The following is a 23566-nucleotide window of genomic DNA, read 5'->3' as shown; positions in this document are numbered from 1 at the left end:
GGCGGACGGTTCCCCGACCCATGCTGGTTCGCGCGCGTACCCGAGGGTGGAGATCCCGACGTGGGCCACACCCGCTACGTGCGGGCCGCGTTCGCGGCTGCCGACGACGCGGTCTGCGACGCCCTGGCCCGCGGCTGGCTGCCGGGCGAGCGGGTCGCGGTCGTCCACGCCGCGACCCGGGCCGACCTCAGCCCCTGCTCACCTGCGGCGACGCCACCGACGTCATTGTGACCGCCGCCGACGTGGGTTTCGACGGCGAAGAGATGCGGCTCGGGGCGTCGGTGGGGATCTACGACCGGCCCGCGCAGGAAGTCTGCCGTCCCTTCCCCAAGGGCACACGAGGGTTCGTCCTGGGCGAGGGGGCCGCGGCAGAATCTACGAGCACCCCGGTCACCAGACTGAATTTTCCGTGGGGGTCGGCGCCAGCCCGACCCGGCGCCGCAGCGAGGCCTGCTCCTGATCCGTCAACCGGACGTGGCACCGGCGCCGCGCCGGACCGCCGCGCCCGCGTTCCACGACGACGGCGGGTGACTTCGGCGGGTCATAGCGCTCGACCCGGTCGACCGAAGCCCCGGGGCTTGCAGGTCAGGATTTCAGCGCGACCTCGTGGCTGGACTCGGTGGGCAGCACCCGGCCGCGGCAGCCTCCCAGGATCCTGCCCATCGCGGTCTTCTCCGCCGAGGTGATCCACAGCTTGTACTTCGTCTTCACCGCGACCTGCCGTGCCACGTACTCGCACCGGAATCCGGCCGCTGCCTGCGGCAGCCAACCGCTGGCGTCGTCGTCGCCCTTGTCGTCGTTCGCCGGGCCGTCCGCGGTGGTCAGGTTCAGCGGATCGTTGGCCAACTGCTCGCGCACCGGCTTCGACAGCGCCTTCGCGCCGGTCTGCCAGGCGTTGCCGAGCGCCACCATATGGTCGATCCGCAGCGCCGGACTCGTCTTCCGGCCCCGGGTGAAGCGGATCGTCCGGCCGGTGCAGGGGTCCTTCAGGACACCGGACTCGACCTCGCACCTGCCCTCGAGCTTCACCTCGGTGAGATCACACCGCAGGATGTCGTCCCTCGTCTCGCAGCCGTTGTGGCCGCCGGGCGCGCCTTGGCCGTCGGACGCGCCTTGGCCGTCGGACGCGCCTCGGCCGTCGGTCCACGCCGCGCCGAAGTCGGCGATCCGGTCGTAGCCGGAGATCGGCCCGTCCGGCTTCACCGCGAGCTTCGCCAGCGCCCCCAGTGCCGACCCGCTGCTGATGGAGCGGGCGACACCCGCGCTCCGCGCGGGCACCTTCCCGTTCGCGCTATCGGACTTCGGCTGGCAGCCCGCCAGCACCAGCCCCGCCAGACGAGTGCGCAAGGACGGATCTAGGACGGATCCAGGACGGAAGCTCTTAGCCTCGATTAGCAGGGTGACAGTCGGCTGGGCCGCCTGGTGGCCGGGCCACGGCCCCGCACGGCATCCGAGCGGGATGCATCACCCATCGCCGGATACTGACAATTATGAGGACTGGGAGAAACACTCAATGGCTCGTGTGATCACGGCTCTCGGCGCGCTTGTGTTGGCTGGGGCATCGATCCTCGGCGCGTCCTCGCAGGCGTCTGCGGATCCGAATCCGAACGTTCACGACTCCAACCCGCAGATGGCCACGCTGATCACCCAGTACCACGCGGGGGTCTACAGCTCCCCCCGGGCGGACTCCAAGAAGATCGACGGCCTCATCCTCGCGCCGGGGCAGCAAGCTTACGTGGACTGCTGGGTGTCCGGCGGCACCGTCGGCACCACCGGCGACGTCTGGTACCGCACCTCGGGGATCACGGTGAACGGCACCTACCTCGATGTATATACCTCCTCCGGGGGCCCCGGCTGGACCTACGGGCCGTACGTGGATGGTGACCAGAGGTTCTGGATGTCGCCTGGTGGTCTGCCCCACTGCTAGCGCCGCATCAGGCAACGTTCGCCTGATCCGAGCCGAGATCCTGATCCGCGCGCTGGACCGGCGCCCCGGTAGCGAGTCCGACGATCAGCAGTCCTGAACCCTGGCTGCGCCGCGCAACCGGCTGCGTCACCCCGGCCACGGCGGGCCCGGCATCGCGGTCACAGGCTGGCCCGTTCGGCGAGGGCGACTTGCTGCGCGCGGTGCACCCGGCATACCGGCTGGGTCGGCAGCGCGGGCCGGTCGCACGGCACGCCGTCCAGCCCTGTGCACGTCACCCGATTCATGCCCGGCGCCGGGTCGATCACCCGGCCCTCCTGCTCCTGGCGGCATGGCTTGCACAGCCCGTCGAACACTGCGGCACCGGTCAGGAAGATCCGCGCACCGCGGTTGCAGCAGGCGCCGCGCCGCCGGTTGTCCAACCCGCCCGGGACAATCTGCACGGCATGGCGCGGGACACGGTCGTCCTCGCAGCCCGGACAGGCCCCGGACCGATCTGCGGCGGCGCCGTGGTCCGGGCACATGCCCTGCTCGATGCGGCGGGCCGGCGGCGGTCGGCGACGATCGAGGCGCACACCTCGCAGCGCGCGCCGATCGACCACAGCACGCCGGCCTCGCAGTCCTCGAGGCCACAGCCCCACCGCGGCAGTGCCACTCCGAGCAGCCACCGGCCCGGCTCCCGGATGTCGGCCGGGACGGCTGCGGCGAACCTGGCGCGCAGCCGTGCCGCCAGCCGCTCGGGGTCGGTGCCGGTGCCGGTGCGCAGCTGCCGCCCGGCCTCCCGGGCGATCTGCCGCTGCATGAACGCGCTGTCCACCTGCTCCAGCAGCCAGTGCACCGGCTCCCGCACGCCGTAGATCGCGGCGGACATGGTCAACTGCGGTCCGGTGTACGACGGCCGGACCAGCCCCCGCCCTTGCTGCGCTTTCGTCTTCGACCTTCGGCGCGAGATGCTCTCCATCCGCGCGGAGCACGAGACCAGCGCCGCCGATCGCGGCCGCACTCGAGGTCGAACGGTTTTCCACAGCCGGCCCGGCGACTACCAGCGCCACCGACGCGATGGGAGTGGGCGGGGTCGGCGGGAACGTCACGACGTACACCTACGACGCGCTCGGACGCCCGCACACCGCCACCGACGGGCGCGGCATCACCACCACGGACGCCTACGACGACCGCGACCGCACCACCGGCGTGACCGCCTCCGGCGGCGCGACCGTGGGCTACGTGTTCGACGGTGACGGCAACCAGACCTCCCGCACCGATGCCACCGGCACCACCACGTACCTGCCGGACGCCCTGAACCGCGAGTCGCTGCGCACCCTGGCCGACGGCTCGGCAACGCTGCTGACGTACGACCCGGCCGGGAACGTCGTCACCTACACCGACCCCACCGGACCGGTGGTCTACGGGTACGACAATGCCAACTACCTCAAGACGCTCAAGGACCCCTCCGGGTCGACCACCACATACCAGTACAACAACGACGACGTCCTGACCTCGGTCGCCTACCCCGGCGGCACCACGCAGACCATCACCCCGGACAACTCCGGCCGCCCCTCGAACATCAAGACCGCCGCCGGCTCCACGACACTGGTCGACCTCTCCTACACCTACACCTCCGGGAAGTCAGGCACGGACGGCGACCTGCGGCACACCCGCACCGACAACCAGGCCGGAAAGACCATCACCTACAGCTACGACTCCCACAACCGCCTCGCCAAGGCAAAGGAGTCGGCCACCGCGATCTGGCTGTACTGCTACGACGCCGCCGGGAACACCGTGTCAGCCACGGCCGGCTCCGACGACGCCTGCCCCGGCACCACCACCTACACCTACAACGACGCCTCAGAGCTGACCTCCAAGAACGGCTCCGCCACCGGCTGGACCTACAACCCGGCCGGCGACGAAACCAACGGCGCCTCCACCACCGGCATCCGCACAGGCGAGACCTGGTCGGACTTCAACCAGCTCACCTCCCTCACCGCCGCCGGCACCGCCTACACCGCCGCCTACGCCGGCACCGACAACGCCGAACGCACCCAACTCGGCGCCACGGCCTTCCACAACGGCCCCGAAGGACTCGCCGCCTCCACCGCCACCGGCGCCGACACCGGATTCACCCGCGAGCCCGGGGGCACACTCAACTCCATGAGGACCGGGGGAAAGAGCTACTACTACCTCACCGACGCCGACGGCTCCGTCCTCGGCCTGGTCGACAACGCCGCGCACCGCGTGAACACCTACACCTACAACCCCACCGGCATGCCCCGCACCGGCGGCGTGAGCGAGACCGTCCCCCAGCCCTACCGCTACTACGGCGCCTACCTCGACCCCACCGGCCTGTACAAAATGGGCGCCCGCTACTACGACGCCGTCACCGAACGCTTCACCCAAACCGACCCCAACGGGCTCGGATTCCTCGATGCCGTTAGCGAGTGGGCTGGACCGGTTGGCGACCTCGCTCAAGCTGGCTATCACGCATACCAAGGCGACACAAAAGCTTTGTGGGGAGACTTGGCTGGTGTTATGGCTGGTGGAATCGTAGGAGGTATGTGCACTAGCCTTGCCGTGGCAGGAGCTCCTGAGACTGAAGGAATTTCCCTTGTAGCGGGACTGAGGTGCTACGCACTTTCCAACACGGGGAGCCAATATGTATCAGGTGAAGTCTCAGGATAATTGATTTGAGTTCTGCGCAAGATTTCTGGGGCTGAGGCGACGCAGTCGCCTCAGCCCCTTCATGAAAGTAGAGTCAGAGGGGGCAACTGCATGCCTGATCTCGGATGGAACATTCGACAGCGTGCGGCACTGCGACGTTCGGTCATCTTCACTAGTGTATTTGTATTCCTTGGGCTGGTGCTTTCAATCGCACTTATCGCCATGGGAAACAAAGGCGGGTGGTTCCTTCTGGCGTTCATTCTTATGCTATCAGGTCCCTTTTTCTACATCATGCGGGTGAAGTCAAAATCCCAGCCCTGAGGTAATGGTCACGAGGAGCATTAACTGAGCCTTTTCAGCGGGTCACCGATCGGGGGACGGGGGCGGCGTGAGGGCGGGGCCGCAACGGACAGGGCTCCCGTCACGAGACCCTCGCCCGCCTTGCAGTCGCCTTCGGGATATCCGTCGGCACCGCGCATGGATACGTCACCGCCGTCACCGGCCTGCTTGCCGATCGTGCCCCGGGACTGCTGAAGATGCTGCGCGACAACGACCCGGACTTCGTCCTCCTCGATGGGACCCTCGCCGAGTGCGATCGCGTAGGCGACAGCCGCGCCGACTATTCGGCCAAGCATCGCCGCCATGGCGTGAACGTCCAGGTCGTCACGGATCCCGCCGCGGGGTCCTGTGGATCTCGTCCGCCCTGCCCGGCCGCACTCGAGCGACGGCAGGCTGGTGATGCCGTTGGCGGCAACCGGCCACCGTGTCACTGCGATCGAACGAGACCCGGTCGCTCTTCGGGGTGGTCTCGTCAGCCTGCCCGACGGCACCGAGGCCCACGCCCCCGGCCTGATCGAGCGGCTTCAGCAGGAAGGGCTGTCCGATCGCGTGGACATCGTGGAAGGGGACTTCCTCGACGCCGGGCTGCCCGCCGACGCGCAATACGACGCCGTCTGGACAAGCTGCTCCTGGCATTACAGTGCCAACCACCACCGGCCCCTGGCCGACTTCGTCACCCGCATGCAGGGCTTGGTGCGCGTCCACGGCCTGTTCGGCGCCGAGTTCATGATGCCCGTCACGGCCCGGCACCACCTGAGTGAGCACTACACGTCCCCCGAACGACTCAGCCCGCTCTTCTCCGACGGCTGGAACATCCAACTAACCCTGCGATCCGGCCAGTACGTCGAACGCCGCACATCGGCCAACCCCACCCGCACACCCATCGCATGGGCGTACTCCTGGCGACCCGCACCTCTCCCGTGACCTCTGAAAGGGCATGAAGCGATCATGAAGCACGAGTACGAAGCGAAGTTCCTCGCCGTCGACGTCGCCGGACTCCAAGCCAAGCTCGCGGCCCTCGGCGCGGTCCAGGCGTTCCCCCGCACCCTACTCACCAGGAAGATCTTCGAGAGCGACGTCCTCGACGGCTCCCAATGGGTACGCCTCCGCCACGAAGGCACCCGCACGACCCTCACCCTCAAGCAGGTCACCGACGCCACGTCCATCCACGGGACGACCGAGATCGAGACCGAGGTCGGCGACCTCCACGCCATGGCCGAGATCCTCACCAACTTCGGCCTGCGTGAGGTCCGTTACCAGGAGAACTTCCGCGAGGAATGGCAGCTCGGCGACGTAGCCTTCGACTTCGACACCTGGCCCGACCTCCCCACCTTCCTGGAGATCGAAGGACCCGACGAACCGTCCGTCCGCGACGCCGCGGCCCGCCTCGGCCTCGACTACGCGAACGCCCGCTTCGGCAGCGTCGACACTATCTACAAGACCGAGGCCAGCCGCGACATCCTCGCCGAGCCGACCCTCCTCTTCGCCGACGCCAGCAAGACCGCGGAGCCCGCGGCGGCCTCGCAGCATCAGTAATTGCCGGAGCACAGCCGTGCTGACGGAGCTCTCCCTCCAGCATCGCGTCATCCCCGGGATAGCTGCCTTCGCCCGCGGCGGCCTCCCGGAGCCAGCGATGACAGACGACGGCAACGACTGGACCGACAGCTACTGCTAGCTGTTCTGCGGCCAGCAGTGGACCCGCGTCCTGTGGATCGGCCCGGCGAACGTCGCCGGAGCCCAGGCACCGATGTACGCATGCGGCCCCTGCATCAACGAACTCCAGGAACGGGTCTGGCAGGCAATCCTTCTCACCGACGGCCCGGCGCAGCCCGGTTCAGTCCCACCGCCGGAGCCGGGACGCTCGCCAGTGAGGGCCGGTGGCGCGCGGCACCGATGTCGCCGGGCTTGACTTGGCATCGGTTCGCCCGGCCCGGATGGAACGGCTGCGGTCAGGTCCGCTGAGCAGCCCTTCTCTCGGAGGGGTCCACCGCATGGTGGACCCCTCCGAGCTTCACCCAGGAGGACGGCTCCTGGCTGCACCCCGGCAAGGTCACCGACCTCTTCGAACGGCTCGTCGCCGCCTCCGGCCTGCCGCCGATCCGGCTGCACGACCTCCGCCACGGCGCTGCCACGCTGATGCTCGCCGCTGGCGTCGACGTGAAGGTCGTCTCCGACACGCTCGGGCACAGCGACACCCGGATCACGCGGGACATCTACCAGAGCGTCCTGCCCGAGGTCGGCAAGAACGCCGCCGAAGCCACCGCCAAGCTCGTCCCCCTCCAACGCAAGGCCGAGGCGGAGCAGGCCCGGAAGGTCGCGAAGAAGGCGAAGGAAGCCCAGGCCAGGGCAAAGAAGAAGGGCAAGCGGAAGAAGCCCAAAACGTAGATCCAAAAGCGCCCCGCTCACGCATCGCTCACGCAAGCCGTCCACCGCCGTCCGAGCGGCCAGACGTAACGCGCGCTAGAAAAGCCAAAAGGCCAGGTCACGGGCTATGTGACCTGGCCTTTTCGGGAGCCGCCTTCGGGATTCGAACCCGAGACCTACGCATTACGAGTGCGTTGCTCTGGCCAACTGAGCTAAGGCGGCGCGCTGCGCCTTGATGCCAAGGGTGGCAGGCGCAGCGGCGCCAAGTCTACAGGGTTCCGGGGGGTGGTTCGGACCGTTGGGGGATCAAGGGGGGTGCAGGTCAGGGGTTAGGTGCACTTCTGGTCTTTGGGGGGGACGGTGTCGTCGAGGAGGTAGGCGTTGACGGCGGTGTCGATGCAGTCGGAGCCGCGGGCGTAGGCGGTGTGGCCGTCGCCGTCGTAGGTGAGGAGGTGGCCGGAGGAGAGCTGGGAGGCGAGGGAGACGGCCCAGGCGTACGGGGTGGCGGGGTCGCGGATGGTGCCGACGACGAGGATCGGGGCGGCGCCCTTGGCCTCGATGCGCTGGGCGTGGCCGGTGGACGGCAGGGGCCAGTAGCCGCAGATGAGGGAGGACCAGGCCAGGGTCGTACCGAAGTGCGGGGAGGCGGCGCGGAAGGAGGGGAGGGCGCGTTCGACGTCGGCCGGGGAGGACAGGGCCGGGGGCAGGTCGAGGCAGTTGACGGCGGCGTTGGCGTACATCAGATTGCTGTACTTGCCCTTGTCGTCGCGCTCGTAGTAGCTGTCGGAGAGCTTGAGCAGCGGGCCGCCGTCGTCCTTGAGGGCGCTGGCCAGGGCGCCGCGCAGGGTCGGCCAGGCGCCCTCGTCGTACATCGCGGCGATGACGCCGGTCGTGCCGAGGGCCTCGGTGAGCGGGCGGCTGGTGCCGGTGGAGAGCGGGTGGCTGTCCAGGGAGGCGAAGAACGCGTCGAGGTGCTTGCCCGCGTCGTCGGTGGACGTCGTGCCGAGCGGGCAGTCGGAGCGCTTGACGCAGTCCGCCGCGAACGCCTTGAAGGCGACCTCGAAGCCGCCGGCCTGGGCGCGGCTGCTCTCCAGCGCGCCGACGGAGGGGTCCATGGCGCCGTCGAGCACGAGACGGCCGACGCGCTGCGGGAAGAGCCCGGCGTAGGTGGCCCCGAGGAAGGTGCCGTACGACTTTCCGACGTACGTCAGTTTCTGGTCGCCGAGCAGCGCGCGCAGGATGTCCATGTCGCGGGCGGACTCGACGGTCGAGACGTGGCCGAGGATCTTGGCGGAACGCTTCTCGCAGCCGTTGGCGAAGCCGCGGTCGGCGGTGACGAGCTTGTTGACCTCGGCGTTGTCGTCGGGCGTGGTGTCGACGGCCGTGAACGCGTCCATCTGCGGGTCGCTGAGGCATTCGACGGGCTCGCTGCGGGCGACGCCGCGCGGGTCGACGGCGGCCATGTCGTACCGCGAGGTGACCGCGGTCGGGTAGCCGAGGGCCGCGTACTGGAGGTAGTCGATCGCCGAGCCGCCGGGGCCGCCGGGGTTGACCAGCAGCGAGCCGAGGCGTTTGCCCGGGCCTGTCGCCTTCTTGCGGGCGACGGCGAGCTTGAGGTCGTCGGCGGTGACGGGGTGCGCGTAGTCCAGCGGGACCTTCATGGTCGAGCACTGGAAGCCGGGGACGCCGCAGTCGTGCCACGACAGCTTCTGTCCGTAGTACGGCGCCAGGTCCGCGGGGCTCTCGGACGGCAGCGGTTTGAGCGAGGTGGTGGCGGGGACCGGCGACGACGCCGCGGCCTTGTGCCCGCCCCCCTCTGAGGTGCATGCGGACAGCAGCAGTCCGGTCACCGCGATCACGGTGGCCGGGATGCGGAGCAGGCGCTTGGAGTGCATCGGCGGCTCGGATCCTCCCGTCGGGTGCTTGCGAGCGTATCGGCCGGGGGGCGGGGACAGACGCTCAAGCTGTCCCCTTACGAGTGATACGCACGATTATGAGCGTTTGAGGGGGGTGGGGGTGGGCGCCGCCCCGGTCGCGGCGTGGGCTTCCGGTACGGCTGTCGCGTGACCGGCCTTCGATACGGCCGAGGTGCCGGGCGCCTCCGGTACGGCCGAGGTGCCGCGCGGCTTCGATACGGCCGAGGCGGCTTTACGGCTCGGCCCCTCCAGCTTCTCCGTCAGATACCCCGCGACCAGCGCGTACATCTCGCGCCGCACCCGTACGCCGTCGATGATCCGGACCTGGTCGCCGCGCGGGCGCAGGGCGGCGCGCAGGCGCAACGCCGAGGCGCGCGGGGCCAGTTCGCCGGTGGTGGCGGCCAGGAGCAGGGCCGGGTGCGGGCCCGCTGCCGGGGCGAGCGGCGGATACGTACCGGAGATCCCGGCGGCGGCGCGGTACCGGCCCGGGTGGCTCAGCGCCTCGTGCACCGCGCAGGGCGCCTGCGCGCCGAGGCCGATGACGGCGTGCGCGCCGCTCGCGGGCAGCGCGCGGAAGTGGCGGGCGGCCTCCGCCAGGACGGCGACCGGGTCCTGACCGCAGTCGCGCGGCATGACCAGCAGGAACGGATTGGCCAGGCCGCGCTTGGCCTGTACGGCGAAGCCCTCGAAGAGGTCGGGGGCGCCGGTGGCGGGCAGGTGCGCGAGGACGACGGGGTACGCGAGGCTCGCCGCACCCGCCGACTCGTAACGCGGCGGCAGCCAGACGCGGATGCCGTCGCGCAGTTCCATCAGGGTGCCGCCCGCCGGGTGGCCGACCGTACGCATCTCGGGCGCCGGCGGGGCGGGGGCGGGGGTACGGCTGGGGGCGGGCGGCACGGTGGCCGTGGCCTCGGCCGACTCCCCGGCGGGGGCCCGGTCGGCGCGGCCGGTGTCGCGGGAGTCGCTGAGCAGCGGCACGGCGAGCGACAGGGCGGTGAGCGCCGCGACCCCGGCCGCACCCGCGCGCAGGGCGGTGCCGAGGCGGTCGGCGGGCAGTTCGTACGGCCGCCCGGCGCGCTCTGACCACCAGTGCCGCAGGGCGCGGTGGGCCAGCAGTACGGCGGCGGCGGTCGCCGCGAGCAGCAGGACGGACAGGACGACGTCGGCCACGGCGGAACCCCTCGGGTGCGGGTGCGCTCCCGCTGGGACGGTGCGGCCGGGTACGGGGGGCTGGTCCTCGGGCCGGGGCCTTGGACCAGGTTCTTGGGCCTTGGCCTTGGCCTTGGACCGGGGCCTTGGGCCGGACCCTTGGGCCTGGTCGGGTCCTCGGGTCGGTCCTCGGGGTGGGATGCCCCCCGGGGCGGTTGGTGATTCCGTACGGCGGCGGAAGCGCGGGAACGCTGTCTGCACCTTGCAACGGCTGCGGGCCGTGGGGTGGGAGACGTTACGGGGGCGGGGGCGGGATCACCCGGACGGACCAAGGGGGTGCCTTTCCGGCGGATGAACCCTCCGGCCGCCGGGGACCCTTCCGGCGGACGGACCCCGAGCCGCGGCTCGGCCCTCAGCCCGCTCGTAGCGCCAGGGTCATGGCCTCCACCGCCAGCAGCGGGGCGACGTTACGGTCCAGGGCGTCGCGGCAGGCGAGCACGGCCTCGATCCTGCGCAGGCTGTTCTCCGGCCGGGACGACGACGCGATCTGCTCGATGCCCTCGCGGACCTCGGTGTTCGCGATGCCGACCGCCGAGCCGAGCTGCAACGACAGCACGTCGCGGTAGAAACCGGCGAGGTCGGTGAGCGCGAGGTCGAGGGTGTCGCGCTGCGTACGCGTCGAACGCCGCTTCTGCCGGTCCGCCAGCTCCTTCATCGCGCCCGCCGTGCCGCGCGGCATCCGGCTGCCCGCGCCCGCCGCCGCGCCGAGGGCCGCCCGCATCTCCTCGGTCTCCTTGCCGTCGACCTCCTCCGCGACCGCCTTCGCGTCCTCCTGCGCCGCGTCCACCAACTCCTGCGCCGCGCGCAGGCACCCGCCGATGTCCGCGACCCGCAGCGGTACGCGCAGCACCGCGGCGCGGCGGGACCGTGCCTGCTCGTCCGTCGCCAGCCGCCTCGCACGCCCTATGTGGCCCTGGGTCGCCCGCGCGACCCGCTCCGCCAGCGCCGGGTCGATGCCGTCGCGCCGCATCAGTACGTCCGCGACCGCCTCGGCCGAGGGCGTACGCAGGCTCAACAGCCTGCACCGCGAACGGATCGTCGGCAGCGCGTCCTCCACCGACGGCGCGCACAGCAGCCACACCGTGCGGGGGGCGGGCTCCTCGACGGCTTTCAGCAGTACGTTGCCCGCGCCTTCCGTCAGGCGGTCCGCGTCTTCCATGACGATGACCTGCCAGCGGCCTCCGGCCGGGGACAGCGCGGCGCGCCGCACCAGGTCACGGGTCTCTTTGACGCCGATGGAGAGGAGGTCCGTGCGGACGAATTCCACGTCGGCGTGGGTGCCGACGGCCGTGGTGTGGCAGCCGTCGCAGAAGCCGCAGCCGGGGGCGGCGCCGAGGGCTCGGTCGGGGCTGACGCATTGGAGTGCGGCGGCGAAGGCTCTGGCGGCGGTGGATCGGCCCGAGCCGGGGGGGCCGGTGAACAGCCAGGCGTGCGTCATTCTTGACGCCTCGGGTTGTGGACGGCCTTCTTCGTGGGCCGTCACCAAGGCGTTTGCGTCTGCCGCCGCCGCTGATAGCTCCGCGACTACGCGCTGCTGGCCGACGACGTCGTCCCATACCGTCATGTCGACCTCCCTTCGCCTTGTCCCCGTCGGTTCCCCGAGGACCATTCTGCGTCACCCCACTGACAGGGGTGGGCGCCTTTGCGGTGCCTGGGCCTTCCCGCCCGCCCACCCGTGCGGGTGCTTTCTTCGTCTGCGGGTGCCGCCTGTGCCTGGTCGGTCCCGGCCCGGGGCACCTCCTCGGGCGACGAACCTGCGGCCACCTCCACTCGCTTCTGCCCTTGCCCGTTCGTCCCCCTGCGGGGGCACCCCGCACCGTCCCCTCCGGTCCGCCGGCGCCCGCCTGTCCGCTGTGGCTGGGGGGAGGGGGTGGCAGGGGGTGCGGCCCCCGCGCGACCGACCGTCCAGCCGGGGCGGGAGGAGGGGGCGGGTGGGCGAAGGGGGGGTGGGTGGGGTGCCGGACCTGTACGCAAGACGGTCCGTTGGGGTGGCCGGGCAGGGGGGGTGGGTGGGAGCCCGACCCCTGCGCCCCCCGACCTCCCGGCGGGGCGGGCGGAAGGGGGTGGGTGGAGTCGGGCCCCTCACGCCACCCCCTCCGGCGGGGCGGCGGAAGGGGGCCTCACACCACCCCCTCCAGCCTGGTGGGGGGAGGTGCGGGACCTAAGGGGTGAGGGGTGTCGGAGTGGGGTGGGCGCAGGGGCGTAGTTGGGCGCTTGGGGAAGGGCCCAAGCTCCGCGGCCCACCGGGAGGGGTTACCGGCGCAGGGCGGCACGCCGAAAAGACCCCCTACCCTCCCCGGCAACCCCCACCGGACAGGCGGACGCCGACGTACCGGGAGGGGACGGGCCGGGGTGCCCCCGCAGAAATGCGGTGACAAGAAGGGTGCCGGATGAGCAAAGAGCAGGTAGCCGCATTTCGAGGAGGTGCCCCGGACCGGCACCGACCAGGCACAAGCGGCACCCGCAGACGAAGAAAACACCCGCACGGGTGGGCGGGCGGGAAAGGAGAAGGAAAAGAGGGAGAAGGCGAGGTCAGAGAGAGAGGCGCTGGACGCCGGAAGAGAGGGCGCGGGGATCAGTGGGAGTGGCGGGATCGGTCCAGCACGACCCCCGCCGCGCAAGCAGCCGCCGCAGCCAGACCTCAGTGGCGACAAGGTCGCCCAACCCGTCGAGATCCGCCGGCACCCCACTCCCGTCCGCGACAGCGACCAGCGCGGAGCGCACCACCCGAGCGTCGATGAGCCCGGCATCGGCAAGCAGCGGCGCGTCAAAAAGGTCCAGAAGGTCGTCCAGCGCCAAACGCAACCCCGTGCGGGCCGCCGCGGCAGCGGTGGAGTGGGAGTTGGCGCCCCACCCCGGCGGCAGGTCACGGACCCCGGCGCCTTCGAGGACGTCGCGCAGGACGTCCGCCCGGGCGCCGGGCCGTACGCGAAGGGCGCCGGGCAGCGCCCGGCAGGCCCGGACGACCTGGTTGTCGAGGAAGGGCGCGTGCAGCCGCTGGCTGGGCACCGCCGCGGCCTGCTCGAAGGCGCGGAAATCCGCGGCGGTACGCGCCAGCACGGCGCGGGCGCGCCGCTCCCCCGGCCGGTCCATCGGCCACGGCCGCCGCGCGGCGTCCTGGAGGCGTACCGACACCTCGGCCAGCGCCTCCCCGGTGAGCCAGCGGGCGGCGGGCCCCGGCCGTACCCAGGTCATCGCGGCGAGGGACGCGGCCAGCGGCCCACTGCTGGCGGAGCCGAACTCGTGTCGCTGGAGCCGCGCCGCCGCGTCCTCCACACCCTGTTGATACGGGGTGCGGGCGAGCCGCCGGGCGGCCCGGTAGACGGTGATCGGCACGGTGAAGGGCACGAGCGCCGGGTGCCCGAGGGCCCCGTCGGCGCGGGTGAGCGCGGCCACCGGCCGTACGAGGTGGCGGCGGCGCCGGTCCATCAGGAGGTCGGCGAGCCGCGCGGGATGCGCGTCGAGGACCTGCCGGGCGCCGTATCCGATGAGGTGGTCGGCGCCGCCCGCGGCGAGCCGCCGCCGGTTGCGTTCGGCGTCGACGAGGGAGGGGGCGGGCTCGTCGGTGAGCGCGCCGCCGCCGAGGTCGGCGTACGGCAGCGCCTCGGGGCCGCCGGGGACGACGACGTGCCGCAGCCGCGGGTCGGCGCCCATGATCCGCGCCCGCTCCAACTGCGCTTCCCTGGAGTGGAGTCCGCCGCCCGAGGGCTCCCCGCCGGAGGACCCCGGAGGTCCGCCGCCCGCGAGGTCGTTGAAGGTGACGGCGAGCAGCCGCTCGCCCGCGAGGGAGCCGGGCGCGCCGGGCAGCATGCCGGGGTTGCCGGGCAGCCCCGCGGCGAGCAGCGCGAGCGTCGCGGAGGCGCTGCCGCCGGAGAGGTCGGCGCCGATGCCGGGCGCGGGCCCGTCCCCGGGGTCGGGTACGAAGCGGGCCTGGGAGAGCCTGGCGCGTACGGCGTCGACGAGCGCGTCCCGTATGCCCTCGACGGCCGCGGTGGCGTCGGCGTTGTTGGTGGGCTGGTGGCCGACGGCCAGCGAGGTGGTCTGTTCGTAGCCGCTGATCTCCGGGGCACCGTCGCGCAGGATGAGCGCGTGGCCGGGCGGGACGCGGCGGACGCCGAGGTACGGGGTGCCGTCGCCGAGCGCTTCGGGCGAGTCGGGGCAGGCGAGGAGCGCGGCGAGGTGGGTGACGTCGAGCCCGGCCTCGATGAGGTCGGCGAGTGGGAGGGCGGCGGTCGCGTACGCCGTACCGCCCGCCCAACGGGTGTGGAAGACCGGCCTGGCCCCGGCGAGGTCGCCCAACACGGTGATGCGGCGGCCGAGTTGGAGTACGGCGGTGTAACTGCCCGACCAGGCCGTCAGATGGCGCAGCGCGCCGCCGCGGGCGGCGACCAGGCCGAGCCGCAACTCGGCGTCGCTGGCGCCGCATCGGCCGAGTACGGCGAGCCGGGCGACGGTGTGCGGGGCGCCCCCGCCGTGCCCGTTGCCATGGGAGCCGTTGCTGTGGGAGCCGTTCGAACCGCCGCCGCCCCGGCCGCCGTTGCGGTACGCGCCGCCGTCGCCGTACGCGGCACCCGCCCCGCCGTACGTGTCGCCGTAACCGTCCCCGTAGGCCGCGCCCGCGGAGCCGTACGCCGCACCTTTGCCGCCGCCGAAGGCGTACGCGGCGCCGCCGCCCGGATCGGCCTGGACGACACGGACCTCGTCGGGCCGCCAGTCACCGACGGCCCACAGCGGATCCGGTTCCGACCACAGGAGTTGGGCACCGACGGGCAGGAGCGTACGGGTCCTGCTGCCGGGAACGGGACCCGCGGTGGCACTGCTCCACCCCACCAACCACCGCATCGCCGCCTCCACAGGCTGTGGACAGCCGGTACGCGGGGGGCCGCTCTGCCGCCGCCCCACTGCTCTACCGCTTCGCTGCCACGTCTGACGTCCGAAAGACCATGCTGCCACGTGAAGGCGCGCAAAGCGGCGCATGGGTGCACCAAGGAGCGCCGGGTCGCGCGCTGAGGGCAGCCGCGAGGCGAGTGTGAAACACGCATCAGCCGAAACGTCTGATTCGCGCCAAAGTCTGCGGCACATGCCGGAGTTGATATGCCGGAAAGCCACGTACGCGACCAGGGACCGGTTGAGGACCGTTCGAGGTCGGCATGCGGGACATTAAGGGCACGTTCCGGCGCGGGCGGGGGCGGTGAATGTGGTGAAGGAGACAGTGGTGAGGGCCGTGGAGAAGGTGTGGAGCAGGTGTGGACCGCTGGTGGAGCACCTCCCGCGGACGCCGGGCGGCGCGGGCGGGGCCGGGCGCGGGCGCGCCGTCGCGGGGAGGCTTCGGCGCAAGGGGAGGTCCACGGCCCGGGAGGGCGCTGACGCACCTCCCGGGCCGGTCCGCCGCCCGCGGGGATTGTGGCAACGGAACCCCCTGGCCCGCCGTACCACCGCCATAGCCGCCTGCCGGGGCCGCGGGCCGACCCACGGACCCCATGCAAGCGCCGCCGTCCCGGACGGCACAGAGCGCACGGCCGGGCGCACGGCCACATATACCGGGAGCACGGTCCAATGAGGTGGCGAGTAAGGGGCAGGAATCTCGCCATCCGGGACGAGACTCTTAACGGTCGGGATGCGGCGAACTACGCTGGGTGTACCCGGTTCGCACACGTACGCGCGGCTCGGGTGTCCGGCGCATGCGCCGCACCGGCCGCCGAGCGGTCACCGCGGTGGCTGAATCGGGCTCCAGGGGAGGGTGACCCCCGTACCCCACGACAAGACCAGGCCGGCCGGCCTGCCCCCCAGCGGCATCACGAGGTGAACCGCAGTGAACAGAGAACACCGCGGGCCGAACGAGAAGCTCGGCACCCTTCTCGCTCTGGCGGGCATCAGCAACGCCGGACTGGCCCGCAGGGTCAACGACTTGGGCGCCCAACGCGGCCTGACCCTGCGTTATGACAAGACGTCGGTCGCCCGGTGGGTGGCCAAGGGCATGGTCCCGCAGGGCGCCGCGCCGCATCTGATCGCGGCGGCGATAGGCGCCAAGCTCGGCCGTCCCGTGCCGCTGCACGAGATCGGTCTGGCCGACGCGGACCCGGCGCCCGAGGTCGGCCTCGCCTTCCCGCGCGATGTCGGCGAGGCGGTGAAATCGGCCACCGATCTGTGGCGGTTGGATCTTGCCGGACGGCGCGGACCCGGCGGCACCGGCATCTGGCAGAGCTTGGCCGGATCTTTCGCAGTGAGCGCTTACGTGACCCCCGCTTCGCGCTGGTTGATCACCCCCGCGGACGCCACCGTGGCCCGCGACGCGCCCGCGCCGGGCATGAACCACGTCGGTCACAACGACGTGACCAAGCTCCGCGAAGCCGCCGAGGACGCCCGCCGCTGGGACTCCAAGTACGGTGGCGGCGACTGGCGTTCGGGCATGGTCCCGGAGTGCCTGCGGGTCGAGGCGGCGCCCCTGCTGCTCGGTTCCTACAGCGACGACGTGGGCCGCGCGCTGTTCGGCGCGACCGCCGAACTCACCCGCCTCGCCGGGTGGATGGCCTTCGACACCGGCCAACAGGAGGCCGCCCAGCGGTATTACATCCAGGCGCTGCGGATGGCCCGCGCCGCCGCCGACGTACCGCTCGGCGGTTACGTGCTCGCCTCGATGTCGCTCCAGGCCACGTACCGCAACTTCTCCGACGAGGGCGTCGACCTCGCCCAGGCCGCGCTGGAGCGCAACCGCGGTCTGGCGACCGCCCGCACGATGAGCTTCTTCCACCTCGTGGAGGCCCGCGCGCACGCCAAGGCGGGCGAGGCCGCCGCCTGCGGGGCCTCGCTGGCCGCCGCGGAGGCGTTACTCGAACGCTCCCGCGAGGGCGACGCCGACCCGCAGTGGCTCGGCTTCTACTCCTACGACCGGCTCGCCGCCGACGCCGCCGAGTGCTACCGCGACCTGCGCGTCCCGCGCCAGGTGCAGCGCTTCACCGAGCAGGCCCTCGCCCGGCCCACAGAGGAGTTCGTCCGCTCCCACGGCCTGCGCCTGGTCGTCTCCGCCGTCGCCGAACTGGAGTCCGGGAACCTGGACGCCGCGTGCGCCGCGGGCACCAAGGCCGTCGAGGTCGCGGGCCGCATCTCCTCGGCCCGCACCACGGAGTACGTCCGCGACCTGCTGCACCGCCTGGAGCCGTACAACGACGAGCCGCGGGTGCTGGAGCTGCGGGAACGGGCCAGGCCCTTGCTCGCGGCCCCGGCGTAAACGATTCAGCCGGGCGGGACGGCAGGCGCGGGCGGGCGGACCGGCGGCGAGGGCGGGCGGACCGGCGGCGCGGGCGGGCGGGCAGCGTGGCCGCGCCAGAAGCGCGGGAAGGCCGACAGCACGGGCGTACCGGCAGCGCGGATGCGCCAGCAGGACAGGTGTGCCCAGAAGCACGGATGCGCCAGCAGCGAATTCCGGGCCGTCCGGCGGTTTCCGGCCGGTACGGCGTTTGAGGAGCGGGCCGCCGGGCTATGAGGGCCCCACAGGCAGGAGGCGTCATGACCCGCAGCACCGCACCCGCCTCCCGCCCGGAGGATGTCCTTGTCGTGGGCGCGGGCATCATCGGCCTCTCCACCGCCTACGCGCTCACCCGCGCCTCCCCCGGCATCCGCGTCACCGTCCTGGAGAAGGAACCGGGCCCCGCGCGCCACCAGACCGGCCGCAACAGCGGAGTGATCCACAGCGGCATCTACTACCGCCCCGGCTCCCTCAAAGCCCAGTACGCGCTGGCGGGTTCGGCCGAGATCGGCAAATTCTGCGCCGAGCACGGCATCCCGCACGAGACCACCGGCAAGCTCATCGTCGCCACCGCCCAGGCCGAACTCCCGCGGCTGCACGCCCTGGTGCAGCGGGGCCGCGAACACGGCATCCCGGTAAGGGAGTTGGGCCCGGCCCAGATCGCCGAGTACGAGCCGAAGGTCGCGGGGCTGGCCGCCATCCACGTCGCCACCACCGGCATCTGCGACTTCCGCGAGGTCGCCGCCACCCTGGCCCGGCTGGCCGGGGACGCGGGCTGCCGGGTCCGTTACGGCGAGCGGGTCCGTACGATCGAGCGCCGCGCCGACGGCCTGGTCGCCGTCCGCAGCAGCGACGCCGAGGGCCGCCCGCGCCCCGAGATCCGTACGAAAGTGCTGGTCAACTGCGCGGGGCTGCACAGCGACCGGATCGCGGAGCTGGCCGGGGACGACCCGGGCATGCGGATCGTGCCCTTCCGCGGCGAGTTCTACGAGCTGATCCCGGTCCGCCGCGGGCTGGTGCGCGGTCTTGTCTACCCGGTGCCCGACCCGGACTTCCCCTTCCTCGGCGTCCACCTGACCCGCGATGTGCACGGCGGCGTCCACCTCGGTCCGAACGCGGTGCCCGCGCTGGCCCGCGAGGGCTACCGGCGCGGCACCGTGGGACTGCGCGACCTCGCCGCGACCGCCCGCTTCCCCGGCACCTGGCGGATCGCCCGCCGCCACTGGCGCCAGGAGGCGGGCGAGATCCACCGCTCGCTGTCCAAGCGCGCCTTCACCGCCGACGCCCGCCGCCTGCTGCCCGCGCTGCGCCCCGGCGACCTCGTCCCGGCCCCCGCCGGAGTCCGCGCCCAGGCCGTACTCCCCGACGGGACCCTCGTCGACGACTTCCTCTTCGCCGGGACCGCCCCCTTCGTCCACGTCCTCAACGCCCCCTCCCCCGCCGCCACCGCCTCGCTCCCGATCGGCCGCGAGGTCGCCCGCCGGGCCCTGGAGGCCCTGCGCGCCGCGTAGCCCCGCGGACGGCGTTCACGGTTCGCGCCTGCGCCCCCGGCCGCCGTACGGCCCCGGACCTGGCCTTACGCGGCGCGTCCGCGCACCGGTACGTGAGCCCGTACGCCGCTGGCAGCCGCTCCGGGGGCCGCGGGCGCCCCGTAGAATCGACGGCATTGTGTCCACGTCACCCACTCCCCCCGCCACGCGTACGAGCGCGCCCGCCGTACGCGAGACCGATGCCGTAGCCCTAGCCGTAGCCGTCTCCGTCGCGGAAGCCGACACGGAAGCCGACACCGCATCCGTCACGGAAGCCGACGCCGTATCCGTCACGGAAGCCGTTGCCGGAAAGGCCGTCTCCGGCGTCGGCAAGCAGCAGCGCTTTCCCAGCGGGCCCGCGCCCGATCCGGCGGGGTCGCGGGAGGAGCACCGGATCAGGTCGTTCCATGCCCGGCGGGGGCGGATCACGCAGGCGCAGGCCGCGGCGATCGAGCGGCACTGGGAGGCGTGGGGGGTGGAGCTGGACGGCGCGCCGCTGGACCAGGGCGCGCTCTTCGGCGACCCCGAACTGCCCGTGGTGCTGGAGATCGGCTTCGGGATGGGGGACGCGACCGCCGCGATGGCGGCGGCGGACCCGGCGACCGGCATCCTGGCCGTCGATGTGCACACCCCCGGCCAGGGGAATCTGCTGGCGCTCGCCGACCGCCTCGGCCTGACGAACGTCCGGGTGGCCAACGGCGACGCCGTCGTCCTGCTGCGGGACATGCTGCCGCCCGCCTCGCTCGCGGGGCTGCGCGTGTACTTCCCCGACCCCTGGCCGAAGGCCAAGCACCACAAGCGGCGGCTGATCCAGCCGGACTTCCTGGCCATGGTGCTGCCGCTGCTGCGGCCCGGCGCGGTCGTGCACTGCGCGACGGACTGGGAGCCGTACGCCGAGCAGATGCTGGAGGTGCTGGCGGCGGAGCCGGGGCTGGCGAACCGGTACCCGGCGGAAGGTTTCGCCCCCCGGCCGGACTTCCGGCCGATGACGAAGTTCGAGCGGCAGGGGCTGGCGAAGGGGCACGTCGTACGCGACCTGCTGTTCACCCGTATCTGAGGGAGGCGGCGGGGGGCGTGCTGCGTAGGCGCGTGGGGCGCGACGGGCGTACGGGCGCGGGGCGCGACCGGCGTACGGGCGCGGGGCGCGTACGGGCGCGGGGACGTCCGGCGTACGCGACCGGCGCGCGCTCCGGGAACCGTCTCCTGGCCCGCCCCTGGTCTCGTCCCTGGCCCCGTCCCTGGCCCGGTCCCTGAGCCGCCGCCGGAACCGCCCCTGACCCGCCCGTTCGGGCCGGGCAGCGGCGGTCACCTGCGCGAACCGATGCCGACGCACCCTCGCGTACGGCCGCCCGGCCCCCGTACTGTCGACGGGTGTCCACGTTTTCGCACCCGGCTGCCGGGGCCGCGGGTCCTCAGGAGGCCGCTGCCCTGCCCGTGTCGGGGCCGCCGCCCGGGTCCGCCGCGCCGGGACCGCAGTCCGGGACCGCCGGGCCGCCGCCCGGATTCGCGCCCGCGCCCGCTCCCGAGACCTGGCAGTACGCGCCCCGCCGTCCGTTCTGGGAGAGCCGGGCGGTCCGTACGGGCGCGCTGTTCACGGCGCTGGCCGTCTGCGGTGTGATCATCCTCGCGGTCGTGCGCCAGCACATAGGCACCGAGAGCTTCCTGGTCGGCCTGGTGCTGGCCGTCCTGCCGGTGCCGCTGCTGGTCTGGGCGTTCCTGTGGCTCGACCATGTGGCGCCGAGCCCCTGGCAGAACGTGGTCTTCGCCTTCTCCTGGGGCGCGTGCGCGGCGACCCTCGTCGCGCTGTTCGCCAACGAGTACGGCGCCAAGCTGATCGCCACGACCTTCTCCGCGACTCCGACGCAGACCGACCACTGGGGTGCGACCTTCGTCGCGCCGCTGGTGGAGGAGACGGCGAAGGGCGCCGCGCTCCTGCTGCTCTTCCTCTTCCGGCGCCGTCACATCGAGTCCGTCGTGGACGGCATCGTGCTGGCGGGGCTGGCCGCGACCGGCTTCGCCTTCACCGAGAACATCCTGTACATCGGCTCGGCCTTCGGCGAGGACAAGGCGCTCGGCTCCTCCGTACTCGACTCGGCGACCGCCGCGACCTTCTTCGTCCGCGTCCTGATGACGCCCTTCGCGCACCCGCTCTTCACGGCGATGACCGGCATCGGTTTCGCCATCGCCGCCACCAGCCGCCCGCGCAGTGTGTGGCGCTGGCTCGCGCCGCTCGGCGGCTGGCTGCTCGCGATGGTGCTGCACGGCCTGTGGAACAGCTCCTCGATGCTCTCGCCCGTCGGCTTCCTGACCGTCTACGTGGCCGTCATGATCCCGGTCTTCGGCCTCGTCGTCTGGCTCGCCTTCTGGGCCCGCGCCCGCGAGTTGCGCACCATCCGCACCAACCTCCCCGTCTACGCCGCCGCCGGCTGGCTGACGCTCCCAGAGCCGACCGCCCTGGCCTCGATGAAGGCCCGCAGCCAGGCCCGCGACACCGCGCGCCGCTACTACGGCGAGAGCGGGGCGCGCGCGGTACGCGACTACACCGCCTTCGCCACGCACCTCGCCTTCCTGCGCGCGGCGGCCACCCGCGGCATGCCCGCGCCGGACTTCACCGCGCGCGAAGCCGAACTCCTCCATCATCTCTGGCAGCGCAAGTCCCTGGTGCGAATCCCGCTCGCCCAGGCCGCGACGCCGCACCTCCCGCCCGCCGCCTGGGCGGCGCCCTTCCCGCATCCGCGCCAGGCCCCGATGTGGGGCCCCCGGCCGTGGGACGGCCAGGCGCCCGGCCAGTGGGGTGCGCCCGGCGGATGGCACGCGCAGGCGCCGGGCACGTGGGGCGCCCCCGGACCCGGCAAGCACCGTTAATCTCCGCGCGAGCCTGCGCAAGAGCCTGGCTCCAGCGACTCGGCCCGCAAGGCGTCGAACACCGTAGCCGCCCTGCTGCCCGACCTCTCGAGCCCTTTTCCAGGTCCTGGCCGAAGGTCGTGCTACGCGGTCCTGCTGTGCGGCACGCGGGACGACGAACGCCGGTGAGTTCCTGCGCGCCGACCTGGCCGCCGCGTGCGTCGCCACCACGCACCTCGTGGTCAACCCCGCGCCGTCGGGGACGGCCGTGGTGATCGTCGAGCGGGGTACGGGCGACAACTCCACCGTGGTCGCCCAAGGCGCCAACCTGCCGCTGCCCGCCGCCGTCTCGCGCCCTTACCCGCAGGGCCCGGAGCATCGGTAGGCTGACGGCCCCGTTAGCGCGCCCAGCACGACTGCGCCTTCGGCGACGGCAACGTCCCCGTCGGCCCCGGCCGTTCGCAAGCCGCTCAGGCTGAAGGAGGTATACGTTTGCTCCCCCTCGACCACTCGGCTGCCACGAACATCGCGTCTGCCGACCAGGACGACCCCGAGCTTGCGGCCGTCGTGGAAGCGCTCCGGGCGGCGGATCCCTCGGGCTTCCGGTTCGCAACAGTGCTCCGGAACACCATCGACCAACTCCTCGACGGGGAGAGCACAGGCCGTTACGACTGGAAGACGCTCTTCAAAACGGAGAAGACGCATGCGGGCACGGTCGTAGAGATCAATCTCCAGCGGGAGTTCCGGTTTGCTGACGGTGACGCCATGGACTACAAAATCGCGGGCGTCGACGTGGACTGCAAGTATTCCCAGACCTTCGGCGGCTGGATGATTCCGCCGGAGGCAATTGGCCATCTGTGCCTGCTCGTCTGGGCTGATGACTACAAGAGCCGGTGGAGCGCCGGCCTGGTGCGCATCAGGGCGGAGTTGCTGAACCAGGGCAACAACCGGGACCTCAAGCAGACGGTCAACTCCAAGCAACGGGAAAAGATCACGTGGCTATGGCGCGATGCGGAACTCCCGGAGAATGTGCTGCTCCACATGGATCCGACCGACCGGAAAGCAGTGTTCGCATCCTCATCTGGGCAGGCGCGCTTGAACGAACTCTTCCGCAGAGTCCAGAAGCGCCGGATCGGACGGAACGTCGTGCGGACGGTAGCGCAGCAGAAGGACTACATGAAGCGGGTCCGCGGCAATGGGGGTTCGCGGAGCGCACTGCGCAGGGACGGCATTCTCATCATCGGCGACTACGAGAGCCACAGGCGGATCGCCGAGCAACTGGGCATACCGGTACCCCGCGAAGGCGAGTTCGTCAGCGTTCGTGTCGTTGAGGTCGGACCGGCGGAGACCCTCCGGCCCACCGTCATTCTCAGTGAACGCCGCTGGGCCTGCGCCCTGCCGGGCGAACCGCCCCAGGCGGCTCCGCTGCTCCCTACCCACACCAAGTGAACGGGCTGACTGCCAGCGCAATGTCTTCGGCCAGCCCACCCGTAGGCTCGGTACCGTTGAGTGCCTCTGGACAACTGAAGGCCGAACTGTG

At 72.1% G+C, this 23566-nt stretch carries 18 protein-coding genes, 1 tRNA gene and 2 pseudogenes; 13 read left to right on the top strand and 8 right to left on the bottom strand.

Features of this window, described 5'->3' with window-relative positions; genetic code table 11:
* The first annotated feature begins 60 nt into the window (after window positions 1–60).
* Window positions 61–231, top strand: coding sequence for a hypothetical protein (locus ACFY9V_RS05000; RefSeq protein WP_391159500.1), 171 nt, complete (start codon window positions 61–63; stop codon window positions 229–231).
* Between the two features lie 354 nt (window positions 232–585).
* Here ACFY9V_RS05000 and ACFY9V_RS04995 read toward each other — a convergent pair whose 3' ends face one another.
* Window positions 586–1347, bottom strand: coding sequence for a DUF1524 domain-containing protein (locus ACFY9V_RS04995; protein WP_391159497.1), 762 nt, complete (start codon window positions 1345–1347; stop codon window positions 586–588).
* Between the two features lie 283 nt (window positions 1348–1630).
* Between ACFY9V_RS04995 and ACFY9V_RS04990 the strand changes: the two genes are divergently transcribed.
* The gene (locus tag ACFY9V_RS04990; RefSeq protein WP_391159495.1) at window positions 1631–1927 is read left to right on the top strand and encodes a hypothetical protein; all 297 of its coding nucleotides are present in this window, start codon (window positions 1631–1633) and stop codon (window positions 1925–1927) included.
* Between the two features lie 158 nt (window positions 1928–2085).
* Here ACFY9V_RS04990 and ACFY9V_RS04985 read toward each other — a convergent pair whose 3' ends face one another.
* Window positions 2086–2280: a hypothetical protein gene (locus ACFY9V_RS04985; RefSeq protein ID WP_391159494.1), complete on the bottom strand. Its 195-nt coding sequence runs from the start codon at window positions 2278–2280 to the stop codon at window positions 2086–2088.
* An 11-nt stretch (window positions 2281–2291) separates the two neighbouring features.
* Window positions 2292–2885, bottom strand: a complete 594-nt coding sequence (locus tag ACFY9V_RS04980) for a hypothetical protein (RefSeq protein WP_391159491.1) — start codon at window positions 2883–2885, stop codon at window positions 2292–2294.
* Between the two features lie 98 nt (window positions 2886–2983).
* Between ACFY9V_RS04980 and ACFY9V_RS04975 the strand changes: the two genes are divergently transcribed.
* The 5 genes and pseudogenes from ACFY9V_RS04975 to ACFY9V_RS04955 all read left to right on the top strand — a co-directional run.
* Window positions 2984–4600: an RHS repeat-associated core domain-containing protein gene (locus tag ACFY9V_RS04975; protein ID WP_391159489.1), complete on the top strand. Its 1617-nt coding sequence runs from the start codon at window positions 2984–2986 to the stop codon at window positions 4598–4600.
* A 398-nt stretch (window positions 4601–4998) separates the two neighbouring features.
* Window positions 4999–5297: pseudogene (locus ACFY9V_RS04970) on the top strand (transposase family protein); the annotation flags it as partial.
* Complete coding sequence (locus tag ACFY9V_RS04965; RefSeq protein ID WP_391159486.1) at window positions 5267–5842, top strand: SAM-dependent methyltransferase; 576 nt, start codon at window positions 5267–5269, stop codon at window positions 5840–5842. The pseudogene ACFY9V_RS04970 and the gene ACFY9V_RS04965, both read left to right, overlap by 31 nt.
* A 24-nt stretch (window positions 5843–5866) precedes the next feature.
* The gene (locus tag ACFY9V_RS04960) at window positions 5867–6454 is read left to right on the top strand and encodes a CYTH domain-containing protein (RefSeq protein WP_391159483.1); all 588 of its coding nucleotides are present in this window, start codon (window positions 5867–5869) and stop codon (window positions 6452–6454) included.
* A 468-nt stretch (window positions 6455–6922) separates the two neighbouring features.
* Window positions 6923–7303, top strand: a pseudogene (locus ACFY9V_RS04955) (tyrosine-type recombinase/integrase); the annotation flags it as partial.
* 127 nt (window positions 7304–7430) lie between these two features.
* On the opposite strand, the gene ACFY9V_RS04950 reads toward ACFY9V_RS04955, so the two are convergent.
* The 5 genes from ACFY9V_RS04950 to ACFY9V_RS04930 form a co-directional block, all read right to left on the bottom strand.
* Window positions 7431–7504, bottom strand: a tRNA-Thr gene (locus ACFY9V_RS04950).
* A gap of 107 nt (window positions 7505–7611) precedes the next feature.
* Window positions 7612–9177, bottom strand: coding sequence for an alpha/beta fold hydrolase (locus ACFY9V_RS04945; RefSeq protein WP_391120290.1), 1566 nt, complete (start codon window positions 9175–9177; stop codon window positions 7612–7614).
* A gap of 96 nt (window positions 9178–9273) precedes the next feature.
* Window positions 9274–10368: a hypothetical protein gene (locus tag ACFY9V_RS04940; protein ID WP_391159482.1), complete on the bottom strand. Its 1095-nt coding sequence runs from the start codon at window positions 10366–10368 to the stop codon at window positions 9274–9276.
* Window positions 10369–10759: 391 nt separating this feature from the next.
* On the bottom strand, window positions 10760–11971 hold the full coding sequence (locus tag ACFY9V_RS04935) for a DNA polymerase III subunit delta' (RefSeq protein WP_391042814.1): 1212 nt from the start codon (window positions 11969–11971) through the stop codon (window positions 10760–10762).
* A gap of 968 nt (window positions 11972–12939) precedes the next feature.
* The gene (locus ACFY9V_RS04930) at window positions 12940–15249 is read right to left on the bottom strand and encodes an asparagine synthase-related protein (RefSeq protein ID WP_391159480.1); all 2310 of its coding nucleotides are present in this window, start codon (window positions 15247–15249) and stop codon (window positions 12940–12942) included.
* 970 nt (window positions 15250–16219) lie between these two features.
* On the opposite strand from ACFY9V_RS04930, the gene ACFY9V_RS04925 reads away from it, so the two are divergent.
* The 6 genes from ACFY9V_RS04925 (at window position 16220) to ACFY9V_RS04900 (ending at window position 23475) form a co-directional block, all read left to right on the top strand.
* Window positions 16220–17635, top strand: coding sequence for an MFS transporter (locus ACFY9V_RS04925; RefSeq protein WP_188283634.1), 1416 nt, complete (start codon window positions 16220–16222; stop codon window positions 17633–17635).
* Window positions 17636–17913: 278 nt separating this feature from the next.
* A complete protein-coding gene (gene lhgO / locus ACFY9V_RS04920) occupies window positions 17914–19164 on the top strand; it encodes an L-2-hydroxyglutarate oxidase (protein ID WP_355336277.1) in 1251 nt (416 codons plus the stop codon).
* 157 nt (window positions 19165–19321) lie between these two features.
* Window positions 19322–20239 (top strand): tRNA (guanosine(46)-N7)-methyltransferase TrmB, encoded by a 918-nt coding sequence (gene trmB / locus ACFY9V_RS04915; RefSeq protein ID WP_391159478.1) that lies wholly within the window; start codon window positions 19322–19324, stop codon window positions 20237–20239.
* A gap of 314 nt (window positions 20240–20553) precedes the next feature.
* Entirely contained in the window at window positions 20554–22047 is a 1494-nt protein-coding gene (locus ACFY9V_RS04910; RefSeq protein WP_391159474.1) for a PrsW family glutamic-type intramembrane protease, read from the top strand.
* Window positions 22048–22264: 217 nt separating this feature from the next.
* Window positions 22265–22411 carry a hypothetical protein gene (locus ACFY9V_RS04905; RefSeq protein WP_391159473.1) on the top strand — a complete coding sequence of 49 codons (147 nt, stop codon included), beginning with the start codon at window positions 22265–22267 and terminating at the stop codon, window positions 22409–22411.
* 107 nt (window positions 22412–22518) lie between these two features.
* Window positions 22519–23475, top strand: coding sequence for a NaeI family type II restriction endonuclease (locus ACFY9V_RS04900; RefSeq protein ID WP_391159470.1), 957 nt, complete (start codon window positions 22519–22521; stop codon window positions 23473–23475).
* The last annotated feature ends 91 nt before the right edge of the window (window positions 23476–23566 follow it).

The sequence above is a fragment of the Streptomyces sp. NPDC008317 genome, from assembly GCF_042955955.1.
GTDB lineage: Bacteria > Actinomycetota > Actinomycetes > Streptomycetales > Streptomycetaceae > Actinacidiphila.
The sequence above is the reverse complement of the archived record's forward strand: the minus strand, read 5'-3'. Positions and strand labels throughout refer to the sequence as shown.